Here is a 14,464-nt window from a genome sequence, read left to right as displayed (position 1 = left end):
CGGCCGGCACGAGTGCGGTGAGGGAGGCGGCCCTGACCGCCGAGCCGGTCGACTGGAGGCTTGCGCCGTCCCAGGGCTGGACGTACGAGCAGGTCGAGGACTTGGACCTGCCGTTCGATGCGAAGGGTGCCGGTGCCGGGTGGCGGCACGCTGCTCGGAGCGTGCCGTCAGCTGACCCTGGAGAGGAAACCCTCCACCGCTGCCGTGAACGCCTGTGGGTCGTCCAGCCACGGGTAGTGGCCGGCGCCCGGCTGGACGGCGAGCTTCGCCTCGGGGAAGAGCGACGCGGCGTCGGCGGCGGACTCGGCGGTGGGCCACAGGTCCACCTCGCCCACGAGGAGCAGCACCGGGCAGGGCAGGGCGCCGAGGCGGAGCCGGAGTTCCTCGGTGTCGGGGGTGTAGTCCTTGTAGTAGTGCTCGCTGACGGGGAGCGCCCGCTGGGCGGGGTCGGCGGCGGCGTGGGCGCGGGCGGCGTCGTCCCAGCGGCCGTACATCAGCGGCTCGAAGGCGAAGCGGTACGGCGCGGCCTCGGCAAAGGTGCTCGCGGTCGTCATGTGCCGGTGCGCCGCCACGGCCTCGGTGTGCCAGGGTTCGGCCGCGCGGGAGGCGATCACCTTCTCCACACCCGTGTCGGAGGGCAGTCCGACGGCGGAGAAGGAGGGGGTGACCAGGGTCAGGCTGGCCAGGCGGTCGGGGTGGGCGGCGGCGTAGAGCATGGCCAGGCTGCCGCCGGCGGAGTGGCCGAGCAGGTCGACGCGCTCCAGGCCGAGGTGGCGGCGAAGCGCCTCGACGTCGGCCACCAGACGGTCGACCCGGTAGGTGGCCGGGTCGGCGGGCGTCGCGGAGGCGCCGGTGCCGCGGGTGTCGGGCAGGATCAGGGTGCGGTGGGCGGACAGGCCGCCGAGGTCGCCGAGGTATTCGGCGGCGCGGCCGGGGCCGCCTGGGAGGCAGAGCAGCGGCGGGCCGTCGCCGAGGGTGCGAAAGGCGAGAGTGGTTCCGTCGTACGAGGTGATGAACTCCATGGCGGGCAGTCTGTGGGGTGGTGACCGGGGCCGACTACCGTTCAGTCACGGCTAAACGATCAGAGGGTGGGGCGGGCGTGGCGGTGGAGATCCGGCTCTCGGTGGCCGAGGTGGCGCGGGTGCGGCTCGCGGTGTCGCCGCTGGCCGAGACGGTGCTCGGGGTACGGGCAGCGCTCGGCGTCGGCGGGCACGAGGTGCACCGGCCGTGGGTACGCGAGGCACGCCGGGTGTTGGCAGAGGAGTCGGAGCTGCCGTTGCTGCGGACACTGCTCGAAGGCTGCCTGCCGTCGTTCCTGTTCCCGGTGCCGGAGGAGCGCCTGCCGGCGTTCGACACCGAGCTGGCGGGTCTGCGGGCGGCGAACCCGGCGTACGTCACGGCGGAGTGCGCTGCCGCGCTGGGTGGCCGGGCCGGGGAACTGCCGAGCCCGGCAGTGCTGTTGGAACGAGTCGCCGATGCGCTGGCGCGCTGCCACGTCCGGCTGGTGGCCCCGCACTGGGGGCGGATGCGCGCGGTGCTGGAGGCGGACCTGGGTCGGCGGGCGGTGGCGCTGGTGGACGGTGGGGTGGAGGGGCTCTTCGCGCAGCTGCACACCGATGTGGTGTGGCGGGAGGGCGAGTTGGTCGTGCACGGGCGCCGCCGTTCGGGGTCGGCGTGGACGGTCGAGGCAGGCCGGCACGGGCTGGTGCTGATGCCGTCCGTCTTCGGCTGGCCCGACGTCATCGTCGACTACTCCCCGCGCGCAGCCGCCTCCATCCGCTACCCGGCCTCCGGGGTCGGGCTGCTCTGGGAGCAACCCCGGCCGAGCTCCGCCGGCCTCGCCGCCGTCCTCGGCCGCACCCGCGCCGCCCTGCTCGCCGAACTCGGCGAACCGCTGAGCACCCCCGACCTCGCCGCCCGCTTGGGCGTCACGCCCGGCGCCGTCTCCCAGCACCTCGGCGCGCTGCGCGGCGCCGGGCTGGTGACGACCTCCCGCACGGGCCGTACGGCCGTGCACCTGCGCACCCCCACGGGCACGGCGCTCACGGCCCAGCCGTTGGGCTGACCCGAGCCGGGCGGCCCCCCGCTCCCTCGAAACCGACCGCATCGTGCTCGCGGGAAGGGCGTCCACCTGCCCGGCGCGCAGTACGAAGGAGTGCTGCGGACCTCGGTGCCCCACCCCGTGGAGATCGACCTCGCGGCGGTCGTCGAACCGTGAGCACCCGCCCCGCCCGTATCCTTGCGGGGTGAGCACCACCGACCCCACCTCCGACACCCATCTGCTCGGCGCCTCCGACATCAGGGAGCTGGCGGCCACCCTCGGGGTGAAGCCGACCAAGCAGCGCGGGCAGAACTTCGTCATCGACGGCAACACCGTGCGCCGCATCGTCCGGGCCGCCGAGGTGACGAGCGAGGACGCGGTGGTCGAGGTCGGCCCCGGGCTCGGCTCGCTCACCCTGGCACTGCTCGACGTCGCCGCGCACGTCACCGCCGTCGAGATCGACCCACTGCTCGCCGCGCACCTGCCCACCACGGTCGCCGCCCGGCTGCCCGCCCGCGCCGAGGCCTTCGACCTGGTGCTCAGCGACGCGATGGAGGTCACCGAGCTCCCCGGCCCGCCGCCCACCGCGCTGGTCGCCAACCTGCCGTACAACGTGGCCGTCCCCGTCCTGCTGCACATGCTGGCCACCTTCCCCAGCATCGAGCGCACCCTGGTGATGGTGCAGAGCGAGGTTGCCGACCGGCTCGCGGCCAAGCCCGGCAACAAGGTGTACGGCGTCCCGTCGGTCAAGGCCAACTGGTACGCCGAGGTGAAGCGGGCCGGCGCCATCGGGCGCAACGTGTTCTGGCCCGCGCCGAACGTCGACTCCGGCCTCGTCTCGCTGATCCGTCGCGACCCGCCGCAGACCACCGCGAGCCGCACCGAGGTGTTCGCGGTCGTCGACGCCGCGTTCGCCCAGCGCCGCAAGACCCTGCGCGCCGCCCTCGCCGGCTGGGCCGGCTCCCCGGCCGCGGCCGAGCAGGCGCTCGCCGCCGCCGGCATCGACCACAAGCTGCGCGGCGAGATGCTGACGGTGGAGCAGTTCGCCGCGATCGCCGAGCACAAGCCCGGGAAGCCGGAGTCCGAGTGATCACGGTACGCGTCCCCGCCAAGGTCAACGTCCAGCTGGGGGTCGGCGGGCTGCGCCCCGACGGCTTCCACGACCTGGCCAACGTCTTCTTCGCCGTCGCCCTCGGCGACGAGGTGACGGCGAGCGCCGCCGGGCCCGGCGAGGGCGTCACCCTCACCTGCTCCGGCCCCGACGCGGCCGTCGTCCCGCTCGACGGCAGCAACCTCGCCGCCCGCGCGGCCCGGCTGCTCGCCGCCCGGCACGGCCTCGCCGAGCCGGACGTGCGACTGCACATCGACAAGGCCATCCCGGTGGCCGGCGGGATGGCCGGCGGCAGCGCCGACGGCGCCGCGGCCCTGGTGGCCTGCGACGCGCTGTGGCAGCTCGACACCCCCACCGCGACGCTGCTGGAGCTGGCCGCCGAACTCGGCTCCGACGTGCCGTTCGCCCTCCTCGGCGGCGTCGCCCTCGGCCGGGGCCGCGGCGAGATCCTGGACCCGCTGCCCGTCACCGGGACCTTCCACTGGGTCTTCGCCGTCGCCGACGGCGGGCTCTCCACCCCCGCCGTCTTCCGCGAGTGCGACCGCCTCCGCGAGGAGGCCGGCACCGGCTCCGGCGACACCGACGTGCCCACCCCCGACGCCGACGCCGGGCTGCTCGCCGCCCTCGCCGACGGCGACGCCGTCGCCCTGGCCGGCGCGCTCGCCAACGACCTGCAGTCGGCCGCCCTCTCGCTGCGCCCGTCGCTCGCCGCGACCCTGCGGGCCGGCACCGAGGCCGGCGCCCTCGGTGCCCTCGTCTCCGGCTCCGGCCCGACCTGTGCCTTCCTCGCCAAGGACGCCGAGGCGGCGGCCGCCGTCGCCGAGGCCCTGCGCGCGTCCGGCACCTGCCGCACCGCGCACGCCACCCACGGCCCGGTACCGGGGGCGACCGTACTGCCGTAGCAAGGCACCTCGGGCTTCCCCATTAGGCTGGGGAGATCGGGGCCTCCCCGAGTGGGGCGCGCACCGGGAGACCGGGGCGGCCCCGAGACCGCCGAACCCAGGAGCGCAGCAGACGTGGCCGTCAACCTCGCCACCATCGAGTCCGTCACGAAGGTCTACGGCACCCGGGCCCTTCTGGACGGGGTCAGCCTCGGCGTCAGTGAGGGGGACCGGATCGGCGTCGTCGGACGCAACGGTGACGGCAAGACCACCCTGATCCGGATGCTCGCCAAGCTGGAGGAGCCGGACGGCGGGCGGATCACCCACGCCGGCGGGGTGGAGATGGCCGTCCTCACCCAGCACGACTCGCTCGACCCGAAGGCCACCATCCGGCACGAGGTGATCGCCGGCCGGGCCGACCACGAGTGGCTCGGCGACTCCCGCATCCGCGACATCATCGAGGGCCTCTTCGGCGGCCTCGACCTGCCCGGCTTCGCCGACGGCCTGGACACCGTGATCGGCCCGCTCTCCGGTGGCGAGCGCCGCCGGATCGCCCTCGCCAAGCTGCTGCTCGGCTCGCCGGACCTGATCGTCCTGGACGAGCCCACCAACCACCTCGACGTCGAGGGCATCGCCTGGCTCGCCAAGCACCTGCAGAACCGCCGCTCCGCGCTCGTCTGCGTGACCCACGACCGCTGGTTCCTGGACCAGGTCTGCACCCGGATGTGGGACGTCCAGCACGGCGCGGTGCACGAGTACGAGGGCGGCTACTCCGACTACGTCTTCGCCCGCGCCGAGCGCACCCGGATCGAGGCCACCGAGGAGCAGAAGCGCCAGAACCTCGCCCGCAAGGAGCTGGCCTGGCTGCGCCGCGGCGCCCCCGCCCGGACGTCCAAGCCGCGCTACCGGATCGAGGCCGCCAACGCCCTGATCGCCGACGTGCCGGACCCGCGGGACAAGAGCGAGCTGATGAAGTTCGCCAACGCCCGGCTCGGCCGGACGGTGTTCGAACTGGAGGGCGTGACCGTCACGGCCGGTCCGAAGCTGCTGCTGGAGAACCTGACCTGGCAGCTCGGCCCCGGTGACCGGATCGGCCTGCTCGGCGTCAACGGTGCCGGCAAGACCTCGCTGCTCCGGGCGATGCGCGACGCGTACGCCTCGGAGGGCGACGTGCAGCCCGCCTCCGGCGTGATCAAGGTCGGCAAGACGGTCCGCCTGGCGTACCTCTCGCAGGAGGTCGCCGAGCTGGAGCCGGAAACCCGGGTGCTCCAGGCGGTCGAGCAGGTGCGCTCCCGGGTGGACCTCGGCAAGGGCCGGGAGATGAGCGCCGGGCAGCTCTGCGAGCAGTTCGGCTTCGGCAAGGACAAGCAGTGGACGCCGGTCGGCGACCTCTCCGGCGGCGAACGGCGCCGGCTGCAGCTGCTCCGGCTGCTGATGGACGAGCCCAACGTGCTGTTCCTGGACGAGCCCACCAACGACCTCGACATCGAGACGCTCAACCAGCTGGAGGACCTGCTCGACGGCTGGCCCGGCTCCATGGTCGTGATCAGTCACGACCGCTTCTTCATCGAGCGCACCACGGACGTCGTGCACGCGCTGCTCGGCGACAAGAAGCTGCGGATGCTGCCGAACGGCGTCGACGAGTACCTGGAGCGCCGCGCCCGGATGGCGGCCGCCGCCGTACCGGCCGCAGCCGCCGTCGTGGAGGCGCCGGGGGTCGGCCTGTCCGCGGGAGACGCGCGGGCGGCGAAGAAGGAGATGCAGAAGCTGGAGCGGCAGATCGCCAAGCTGGACCAGAAGGAGTCCAAGCTGCACGCCCAACTGGCCGAGCACGCCGCCGACTTCTCCAAGGTCGCGGAGCTGGACACGCAGCTGCGCGGCGTCCGGGAGGAGAAGGAGGAGCTGGAGATGAGCTGGATGGAGCTGGCCGAGCAGGTCTGAGGGCCGCCCGGGGATTCACGGCCCGGGGATTGACGGCCCGGCCTCGACGGCCGTCGGTCAGCCCCGGCCGCCGAGGAGCGTTTCGAGTTCGTCCGCCGCACGGCCCAGCGCGCTGCGCGCCGGGTCGTGCGGCCGGGTCGGGCGGGCCGCCGACCGGGTCGGCGGCCGGTGCTCGCGGGCGGCCGCGGTGAGATCGTCCAGGGCCCGCCGGACCCGGGCCACCTCGCCCGGGTCGGGGACCCGGCCCCCGTACCGGATCTGTGCCGCGTACGCCGCCACCGCGCCGCTGAGCCGCTCCAGCGCGGCGGTCGCGGGCAGCCACTGCTCGGCGAGCCGGCCGGTGGGCGGCGGCTCGGCCAGGCCCTGCTGCACTTCCTGGCGGGCCTCGGCGAGGGCGCGATAGGCGGTGCGGCGGAGCCAGACCTCGGCGACGGGGGCCGGCGGGGTGGTGGGGGATTCGGGGGCTGAGGGGGCTTCGGGGGCGGTGACGGGGGCTCCGCCGCCGGCGACCGAGGCGAGGTAGGCCCGGAGCGCGGTGGCCGCGTCGACCAGGCGCGGCTCGATCCGGTGCCGCGGGCGTTCCGGCCAGAGCAGATAGCCGAAGAGCAGCACGATCGCACTCGCGAGCGCGGTGTCCAGGACTCGCGGCCAGAACTCGGCCGCGCTGCTCTGCCCGCCGAGCTGGAGCAGGATCAGTGCCATCGGGGTCATGACGACGGTGTTCAGACCGTAGTGCGCCGCCGTCGCGTACGGCAGCAGGGCCACACAGAACGCGGCGATCACGGTCAGCGCCCACGCGTCGGTGGTGAGCGAGAGCACCCCCGCCGTCACGGCCACTCCCAGCACCGTGCCGATCGAGCGGCTGACCGCGCGCAGGAACACCGAGCCGAGGTCGGGCTTGAGCACGAAGGCGATCGTCATCGGCACCCAGTAGCTCTTGCTGAGCGGGAGCGAGGCGGTGGCGGCCGAGCCGACCGCGATGCAGAGCGCCACCCGCAGGCCGTACCGGACCGACCCCCGGGAGAGCAGCCGCACGCGCAGCCGCCACGGGTCCGGCGGCGGGGGCGGCGCGGTGCCCAGCACCGCCGCGCGCCCGGCGACGGTCTCGGCGGCGGCGCGCAGCGCCACGTCCAGGGCCTGCCGGGACGGCGTGTCGGGCTGCCAGTCGGGCACCGCCACCTCCCCGCCGCCGCGCTCGACGGCGCGGGCCAGCCGCCCGGGGACGGCGGCGACCTCCGGCGGCACCGGCCGCCAGGCCCAGAGCAGCCCGCTCGCCGCCTCGGTGGCGGCCAGCGCCGCCTCGTACATCCGGCGGAGCCGGACCGCGCGGGGGGACTCGGGGGCCCGGGGGCGGGGTGGCGGGAGGAGGTCCTGGAGCTGGTTCAGGCGGGCCGTCAGGACCTGGCGGGAGGTGGCGCCCTGCGGGGTGCCGAGGTCGGCCAGGGTGCGGCCGAGCGCGTCGTACGCGGCGGCCAGCGCGCGGTTGCGCGGATCGGCGCGGGGACGGCGGTAGCCGCTGCGCGGCAGGCCGAGCAGGATCACGAACGCGGCCCCGGCCAGCATCATCGGCGCCGCCGCCCACCACGGCCGGGCCAGCGGCATTCCGCTGCCCAGCGCGGCGGAGACCAGCAGCAGCATCCCGGCCGCCGACCCGCGCGGCCCCGTGGCGCTCAGCGCACCGGACACGAACGCCGTGGCGGTGAGCGCCGCGCCGATGACGAGGGCGGTCGAGTGGAGCCCCTCGGGGTGGAACTCCTGCAGGGCGGAGCCGATCAGCATGCCGAGCGCGGAGGCGAGGACGGCGGAGGCGATCCGCGGGGCACGCAGCCGGGTGGGTTCGACGCGGTCGTTCATGGTGGCGTGCATCGCGCCGAGACCGGCGAAGATGCCGAGGTCCAGGCGGTGGGTGAGCTGCCCGAGCGCGAGCGGCACCGCCATGCCGACCGCCGCACGCACCATCAGCGCGAGCGGCAGCGGCGGCCGGGCCGGGCGGGCGGCCCGGGCCCACCAGGGAGTGCTCCGCCGTACGGGATCGGCCGATCTGGACGGCACGTGATCACATCCATTCCGCTGCAGGCCGGCCCGCACGCGAGTGGGCGGGGGCGGCGGTCGCTGCTGTGCGACATTGCGCGGCAGATGAGGTCGTACCCGGCCGAACCGGACCCGGCCAGTCTAGCGGCCGTCCGGGTGGGGTCCACGGAGGCCTTGTACGTGTCAAGTTCGTACCGATCGCGCTCAGTCGTGGCACGGGCCCTGCCGACGTGACGGAGCGGGTGGCTACGATGGTCGAGGCGACCGCTGTGCCGAACGAGGGATGGCGCGTCGAGTACGACTGTACGACCGAGAAGTTGACGGTGTGTTGCGGTGCGGCGGCCCGAGGGGGCCGCCCCGCACGCGGGGGAGAGGTGGATTTGCGGTGGCTGACGCACCAGTGGGCGGAGAAGCCGGGACGACGAACGGAGTGACGACGACTCCGGACGACACGCCGTTCTCGCTCGGCGGTCATGACAGCGGCATTCTCGGCATGTTCGGCATGGCCGGCGTGGTCGACAACGTCATTCGTGTCGCCCAGACGAACGTCAGCGCCTCGGCGCTGGTATCCGCTTTCGGCAGTCAGAACGTCAAGATCGAGCTGGATACGCTGACCGCCTTCGCGAAGAAGATCGAGGCGCTGCTCCAGGCGATGGAGGGCTCGGAGGCCGCGCCGTACAAGCTCCAGGAGCAGCGGCTGCACGCGGACAACTTCGGCAAGGGCTTCACGCAGTCCACCGACCTGACGGCCGCGTACGGGAAGACGCACGACGCCCTGGTCAAGCTGCACAAGGACTTCGTCTCCCAGATCGAGGCCATGAAGACGGCGGTGGCGAAGACGGCGGGCAACTACGCCGGCAACGAGGAGCACACGACGGCCGCCCAGACGAACATCGCCAAGAACGCTGGTGTGCCGCACCCGGCGGCGGGGCCGAACGGGCCGGGCCCGAAGGTGGCCTTCTGATGCCGGTCAAGGGTGGGAGTTTCGGTAGGACGGGGAGTAAGTAATGGCAGGCGGAACAGACTTCGAAGGCAAGAAGCACGAAGAACTCAAGGCCATGGTCGCCGGCACCGACCCCGGCAAGGTGCTCAGCCGAGGTACCCAGCTGCAGGCGGCCGGCAAGGTTCTGAAGGAGCTCAGCCAGGCGCTCAAGGCGCATGTCGACCAGATCGCCTGGGAGGGGCCCGCAGCCGAGAGCTTCAAGACCTGGGCCGGGAACTTCCACAAGTCGGCGGCGCTGATCGGCGACTACTCCACTGGTGCCGGCGACGCGATGCACCAGGCGGGTGAGGCGCTCAGCACCGCGAAGACCGCGGTGCCCGAGGTGCCGAAGACCGAGGTGGCGACGGTCGACAAGCACAACAAGCAGCCGTGCCCGACCATCACTCCGGTGCTGGAGATCAAGTACGGCGGTGTGGGCAGTTCCGCCGACGAGATCATGAAGCGGGTCGACTCCAACTGGGTGACCGCGGCCGAGGCGCAGAAGGCGCAGAAGAAGGTCGAGCAGGAGCACCAGGAAGCCATCAACCAGATGGTGAAACTGGCGCAGGCCTATGAGGCGGCGACCACGAAGCTGAACTCGCTCGAACTGCCGCCCCTGCCGGGGACACCGGGTGAGGGTGGCGGAGTCGGCAGCAGCGAGGAGGTCGGTACCGGAGGGGGCGGTGGAACGGGCTCGGGCAGCTACACCAGCAGGCCCCATGGGGGTGTCGGCGGTGGAGGCGGGAGCTACAGCCCGCCCGGCGGCGGTGGTGGAGGCGGCGGCTCGGTGGCTCCCCGTCCGTCCGTGCCGGGCCCGCAGGACCCGAGTGGGCCGGGGCACATCGACCCCGTCCCGCCGCACACCGGACCGGCGCCGCTGCCGCACGACCCGGGTTCGCCGCTGCCGGCGCCGGTGCCGACGTACCCGGGCGACCGCCCGGGCACCGGCATCGACAGCGTGCCGACCCTGCCGACCGTTCCCGGCCAGACCGGTCCCGTCGGGCCGGGTGGCGGCGGCAGCCTGCCGCCGAACATTCCGGGCGGTCCGCACACCCAGCCGGTCGGCCCTGGTGGTCCGCCCGGCGGCGGGCCCCTGCCGTTCAACCCCTTCGGTCCCACCGGCGGTGGCGGCGGATCGCTCCCGCCCAAGGGCACTGGTCCGGCCTCGGGCCGGACGAGCACCTTCGGCGGCGGCACGCTTCCCTCGAAGAGCACCACACCCGGGGTGCCCGGTGGCGGGCAGGGGGTCTTCGGATCCCGTGAGGCCCAAGGCGGCGGCCGTTCCGGAGCCGGCAACGGCATGGGCGGTTCGGGCGGCGGCATGCACCCGGGCGGGGGCGGCGGTCACGGCGGCGGGGCCTCCGGCGGCAGCGCGCGCGGGCGGGGCCTGACCTCGACCGGCGGCGGCACGGTCGGCGGTTCCAAGGGACCGGCCGCCGGCGGCGCGTTCACGCCCGGCGGCACCGGTCTGCGGAGTCGGGCGGCAGGTGCGGGCGCGGGCGCGGAGAACGGGTCGCGTTCGGGGCAGAACGGCATGTCGGGCGGTCCCGGCATGGCGGGTGGCGCAGGCAAGAGCGAGCGCGAGCGCCGCAATCGCGCCGACTACCTGCACGAGGACGAAGAGACCTGGACGAACGGTACGCCGCAGAGCAATCCGGGCGTGATTGAGTAGGACTGTTACGACTGCCCGGCCACTGGGCTCTCCCGGTGGCCGGGCAGTGCTGTCCGGGGCATGGTCCTCGGTGACGGGGCGACAACGAGGAGCGGGAATGCGGCGGACGGGTGACGGGACGCGTAGGTGGTGCTTCGCCTCCGCGTTCTTGGCAGCAGGTGTGATCACGGGAGCCGTGGTGGCTCCGGTTGCTGTGGCCGACTCAATCCGTGAACAGCAGTGGCACCTCGATGCCATGAAGGCATCGGAGATGTGGAAGGTCAGCAACGGGCAGGGTGTCACCGTGGCCGTGATCGACAGCGGCTTCAAGCTGGACCATCCCGATCTGGCCGGGCAGCTGCTGCCGGGGAAGGACTTCAGCGGCCTTCCCGGTGGAGTCGGAAGCTACACCGAGAGCCACGGGACCGAGATGGCTGCGCTGGTCGTCGGCTCTGGCAAAGGCATGAACGGCAACGGAGCGTACGGGCTGGCTCCAGGCGCCAAGGTGCTGCCGATCAAGATCAAGAACAATGACAACGCGGCCGGTGTCAGCTCGTCGGAGTTCCTCAACCAGATCGACCAGGGCATCGTCTACGCGGCCGATCAGGGCGCGAAGGTGATCAGCATCTCGCAGGCGACATCGGCTGCGCGGCTGTCGACCGACGACATCGCAGGTCTCAAGGCGGCTGTGGACCACGCACAGGCCAAGGGATCTCTGGTGGTGGCGGGCGTCGGGAACTCGGCGCAGTCAGGCAATCCACTGCAATACCCCGCCGCACTCCCAGGAGTGCTCGGCATCGGTGCCGTCGACCGCGAGGGGAACGTCACCGCGGAGTCCGAGCAGGGGCCCCAGGTGGACCTCGTCGCGCCGGGGATCGACATCTTCAACGCGTGTACGGCCAATTCGGGTTACTGCAAGGGGCACGGCACGTCGGACGCTACCGCGCTGGTCTCCGCCTCCGCGGCCTTGGTCTGGGCGGTGCACCCCGACTGGACCGCGAACCAGGTGCTGCGGGTGCTCATCAACACCGCGGGGAAGCCGAGCGACGGTGCCGCCCGCGCCGACAACGTCGGCTACGGCGCCGTCCGGCCCCGGGTGGCGCTGACCACGCCGGGTGACCCGGGGCCCGCGGATGTGAACCCGATCCCCGAGGCGCCGGTCGGCGGGGCCGCGCCGACGGCCGCCCCGTCGTCGTCGGCCCCCTCGGCCACGGCGAAGCCCTCGTCGGCCGCGCCCACCGCGCAGGGCACGGACAGCTCACCGGCGCCGGCCGCGCAGCCCCCGACCGCGCAGCCCCCGACCGCGCAGCCGCAGGCCGACAAGGCGGCCGACTCCGGCAGCGCGATGCCGATCGTCGTCGCGGTGGTCGTCGGGCTGGCGGTCGTGGCGGGCGTCGTGTTCTTCGTGCTGCGCCGACGGGCCGCCACCGCTCCGCAGGCGGCGGCGGCGCCGCCGGCTCCGGTGGGGTACCCGCACGTTCCGGGGCAGCCGCCGCAGCAGCAGGCCGGGCCCGGGGCTCCGTCGGTGCCGCCGGCGTACGAGCCGCCGGCTCCGCCGAGTGACAATCCGTACGCCCGGTAGGGAGTCGGTGCGACTGCCCGGCCGCTGGGGTGAGCCCCGGTGGCCGGGCAGTCGTCGTGGGTGGTGACGGGGTGCGGGGCGGGCGTGGGGCGCCGGCCGTGCGCTGCCGTCACCCGGGTGGGTGCTGTCGCGGTGGTGCGGTGGTCGCCAGGGTGGCGGTATGGATACGCAGGAAGCCTGCCGGGCGGCGCAGTTGCGCCGGGTCGCGGCGGCGGCGCTGATCGGTACGGCGATCGAGTTCTACGACTTCTTCATCTACGGGGCGGCGGCCGCGCTGGTCTTCGGCGGGGTGTTCTTTCCGGAACTGAGCACTGTGGGCGCGTTGTTGGCGGCGTTCTCGGTGTACGCGGTGGCGTTCCTGGCCCGGCCGCTGGGGGCGGTGGTGTTCGGGCACTTCGGGGACCGGCTGGGGCGTCGGGCGACGCTGGTGGTGTCGCTGCTGCTGATGGGTCTGTCGACGGTGCTGGTCGGGGTGCTGCCGGGGTACGGGGCGTGGGGGTGGTGGGCGCCGGCCGCGCTGGTGGCGTTGCGGGTCTGCCAGGGGGTGGGGCTCGGCGGGGAGTGGGGCGGGGCCGCGCTGCTGATCGCGGAGAACGCGCCGGCCGGTCGGCGCGGGCGGTACGGGGCGTTCCTGCAGCTGGGGCCGACCAGCGGGTTCGCGCTCGCCAACGGGGTCTTCCTGGTGCTCCAGCTGACGCTGGACGAGCGGGCGTTCCACGGTTGGGGCTGGAGGGTGCCGTTCCTGGCGTCGTTGGCGCTGGTGGCGGTGGGGCTGTTCGTACGGCTGCGGATCGAGGAGACGCCGCTGTTCCGGGCCGGTGAGGTGCGGGAGCGGCCACCGGTGCTGGAGGTCCTGCGCGGGCACTGGCGGACGGTGCTGATCGGCTGCGGTGTGATCACCGTGGGGTACGCGCTGTTCTACCTGACCACCACCTACGCGCTGGCGTATGCGACGACCGGGCTCGGGGTGCCGAGCACGCTGGTGCTGTCGATGCTGCTGGTGGGTGCGGTGGGCATGGCCGCGACGGTCTGGGTGAGTGCGCGGCGCAGTGACCGGTGGGGGCGCCGACGGACGCTGCAGGCGGCGACGGGGCTCGCGGTGTTCTGGTCGCTGCTGCTGTTCCCGCTGCTGGAGACGGTGCGCCGGCCGCTGATGTTCCTGGCCCTGGCGGGGTCGATGGTGGTGCTGGGGTGTCTGCTCGGGCCGGTGGCGGCGTATCTGCCGGAGCTCTTCCCGACCCGGGTGCGGTACACGGGGGCCGCGTTGACGTACAACCTGGGCGGGGTGGTGGGCGGTGCGACCACGCCGCTGATCGCGACCAGGCTGACCGACGTGTACGGGACGGCGGAGCCGGTCGGCTGGTACCTGGCGGCGCTGGGGCTGGTGTCGCTGCTCTGCCTGCGGCTGTTGCCGGAGACCAGCGGTACGGACCTCGCGGTGGCCGGGGCGGACGGCGGACGCCGCCCGGTGCCCGTTCTGGGGGCGGACCGGGCGGCGTAGCGCGGGGTGGGCGCGATGCCGGTCCGGGCCTCTCGGGTCGGTGGTGCGAGCAGGCCCGGTCGGGTGTCCGGTCGGGTCAGACGGTGGCGGCGGCGTGGGCGGCGCGGCCGGCCAGCAGGATCGCGGTGTGCTTGGCGACCCGGTCGCCGAGGTGTTCGGCGGTGGCGATGTCGGCCTTGTGCACGGCGTCGGCGCCGCCGTCGGACGGGGTGGAGGCGGCGGCACCGGCGAAGAAGCCGAGGCGGTTGATGTCGTTCTCGGTGCCGGTCGAGGAGTTCCAGCCCGGCTTGAGGCCCAGGTTGACCCAGTTCATGCCGTGCTGGGCGGCGAGGGTCTGGAAGAAGCCGAGGGTGCCGGACTTGTCGCCGCTCTTGGAGGCGGAGTTGGTGAAGCCGGCGGCGACCTTGTCCAGCCAGGCGTCGCCGAACCAGCGCTTGCTGCTGGCCTCGGCGAAGGTGTGGAAGGCGCCGGAGGCGGTGCCCATGTAGGTGGGCGAGCCGAAGACGATCGCGTCCGCGGTGTCCAGCCGGGCCCACTGCTCCTCGGTGATGGTGTCGACCGCGATGGAGACGACCTCGGCGCCGGTGGCGGCGGCGCCGCGGGCGACGGCCTCGGCGATGACGGCGGTGTGGCCGTAGCCGGAGTGGTAGGCGATGGCGACGGTCGGGCGGATGGCGGTCATGAGGGTGCTCCTCGGCGGGGCTCGGGGAAATGGGGCGGCGACATGGCGGGAAGCCGGGACG

At 73.8% G+C, this 14,464-nt stretch carries 11 protein-coding genes; 8 read left to right on the top strand and 3 right to left on the bottom strand.

Annotated features, from left to right (window positions below):
- Nucleotides 1-167 precede the first annotated feature (167 nt).
- Complete coding sequence (locus tag AB0J08_RS00490) at nucleotides 168-1,022, bottom strand: alpha/beta hydrolase (protein WP_360624439.1); 855 nt, start codon at nucleotides 1,020-1,022, stop codon at nucleotides 168-170.
- Between the two features lie 77 nt (nucleotides 1,023-1,099).
- Here AB0J08_RS00490 and AB0J08_RS00485 point away from each other — a divergent pair, with 77 nt between their 5' ends.
- The 4 genes from AB0J08_RS00485 (at nucleotide 1,100) to AB0J08_RS00470 (ending at nucleotide 5,974) form a co-directional block, all read left to right on the top strand.
- On the top strand, nucleotides 1,100-2,065 hold the full coding sequence (locus AB0J08_RS00485; protein ID WP_360624436.1) for a DUF5937 family protein: 966 nt from the start codon (nucleotides 1,100-1,102) through the stop codon (nucleotides 2,063-2,065).
- Nucleotides 2,066-2,246: 181 nt separating this feature from the next.
- Nucleotides 2,247-3,131, top strand: coding sequence for a 16S rRNA (adenine(1518)-N(6)/adenine(1519)-N(6))-dimethyltransferase RsmA (rsmA, locus tag AB0J08_RS00480; RefSeq protein WP_360624433.1), 885 nt, complete (start codon nucleotides 2,247-2,249; stop codon nucleotides 3,129-3,131).
- Nucleotides 3,128-4,054, top strand: coding sequence for a 4-(cytidine 5'-diphospho)-2-C-methyl-D-erythritol kinase (locus tag AB0J08_RS00475; RefSeq protein ID WP_360624430.1), 927 nt, complete (start codon nucleotides 3,128-3,130; stop codon nucleotides 4,052-4,054). Before rsmA ends, AB0J08_RS00475 begins: the two co-directional genes overlap by 4 nt.
- 114 nt (nucleotides 4,055-4,168) lie before the next feature.
- Nucleotides 4,169-5,974, top strand: a complete 1,806-nt coding sequence (locus tag AB0J08_RS00470) for an ABC-F family ATP-binding cassette domain-containing protein (RefSeq protein WP_360624427.1) — start codon at nucleotides 4,169-4,171, stop codon at nucleotides 5,972-5,974.
- 57 nt (nucleotides 5,975-6,031) lie between these two features.
- Here AB0J08_RS00470 and AB0J08_RS00465 read toward each other — a convergent pair whose 3' ends face one another.
- Nucleotides 6,032-8,026 (bottom strand): FUSC family protein, encoded by a 1,995-nt coding sequence (locus AB0J08_RS00465; RefSeq protein ID WP_360624424.1) that lies wholly within the window; start codon nucleotides 8,024-8,026, stop codon nucleotides 6,032-6,034.
- A gap of 364 nt (nucleotides 8,027-8,390) precedes the next feature.
- Here AB0J08_RS00465 and AB0J08_RS00460 point away from each other — a divergent pair, with 364 nt between their 5' ends.
- The 4 genes from AB0J08_RS00460 (at nucleotide 8,391) to AB0J08_RS00445 (ending at nucleotide 13,721) form a co-directional block, all read left to right on the top strand.
- A complete protein-coding gene (locus AB0J08_RS00460; protein WP_360624421.1) occupies nucleotides 8,391-8,969 on the top strand; it encodes a hypothetical protein in 579 nt (192 codons plus the stop codon).
- 43 nt (nucleotides 8,970-9,012) lie between these two features.
- Nucleotides 9,013-10,659, top strand: coding sequence for a WXG100 family type VII secretion target (locus AB0J08_RS00455; protein ID WP_360624418.1), 1,647 nt, complete (start codon nucleotides 9,013-9,015; stop codon nucleotides 10,657-10,659).
- Nucleotides 10,660-10,894: 235 nt separating this feature from the next.
- Complete coding sequence (gene mycP, locus AB0J08_RS00450; protein WP_360624415.1) at nucleotides 10,895-12,220, top strand: type VII secretion-associated serine protease mycosin; 1,326 nt, start codon at nucleotides 10,895-10,897, stop codon at nucleotides 12,218-12,220.
- 160 nt (nucleotides 12,221-12,380) lie between these two features.
- Nucleotides 12,381-13,721: an MFS transporter gene (locus AB0J08_RS00445; protein WP_360624412.1), complete on the top strand. Its 1,341-nt coding sequence runs from the start codon at nucleotides 12,381-12,383 to the stop codon at nucleotides 13,719-13,721.
- Between the two features lie 76 nt (nucleotides 13,722-13,797).
- Here the strand turns inward: AB0J08_RS00445 and AB0J08_RS00440 are convergent, their stop codons facing one another.
- Nucleotides 13,798-14,403 carry a flavodoxin family protein gene (locus AB0J08_RS00440; RefSeq protein ID WP_360624409.1) on the bottom strand — a complete coding sequence of 202 codons (606 nt, stop codon included), beginning with the start codon at nucleotides 14,401-14,403 and terminating at the stop codon, nucleotides 13,798-13,800.
- Nucleotides 14,404-14,464: the final 61 nt, after the last annotated feature.

Origin of the sequence: Kitasatospora sp. NPDC050463 (genome assembly GCF_040655255.1) — a bacterium.
Taxonomy (GTDB): Bacteria; Actinomycetota; Actinomycetes; order Streptomycetales; family Streptomycetaceae; genus Kitasatospora.
This window is presented reverse-complemented; position numbering and strand designations above follow the sequence as displayed.

Excerpts from the sequence above, each read along its gene's own strand:
- AB0J08_RS00490 (WP_360624439.1), bottom strand. The coding sequence starts at position 1,022 with ATGGAGTTCATCACCTCGTACGACGGAACCACTCTCGCCTTTCGCACC.
- AB0J08_RS00455 (WP_360624418.1), top strand. The coding sequence starts at position 9,013 with ATGGCAGGCGGAACAGACTTCGAAGGCAAGAAGCACGAAGAACTCAAG.
- mycP (WP_360624415.1), top strand. The coding sequence starts at position 10,895 with ATGAAGGCATCGGAGATGTGGAAGGTCAGCAACGGGCAGGGTGTCACC.
- AB0J08_RS00445 (WP_360624412.1), top strand. The coding sequence starts at position 12,381 with ATGGATACGCAGGAAGCCTGCCGGGCGGCGCAGTTGCGCCGGGTCGCG.
- AB0J08_RS00440 (WP_360624409.1), bottom strand. The coding sequence starts at position 14,403 with ATGACCGCCATCCGCCCGACCGTCGCCATCGCCTACCACTCCGGCTAC.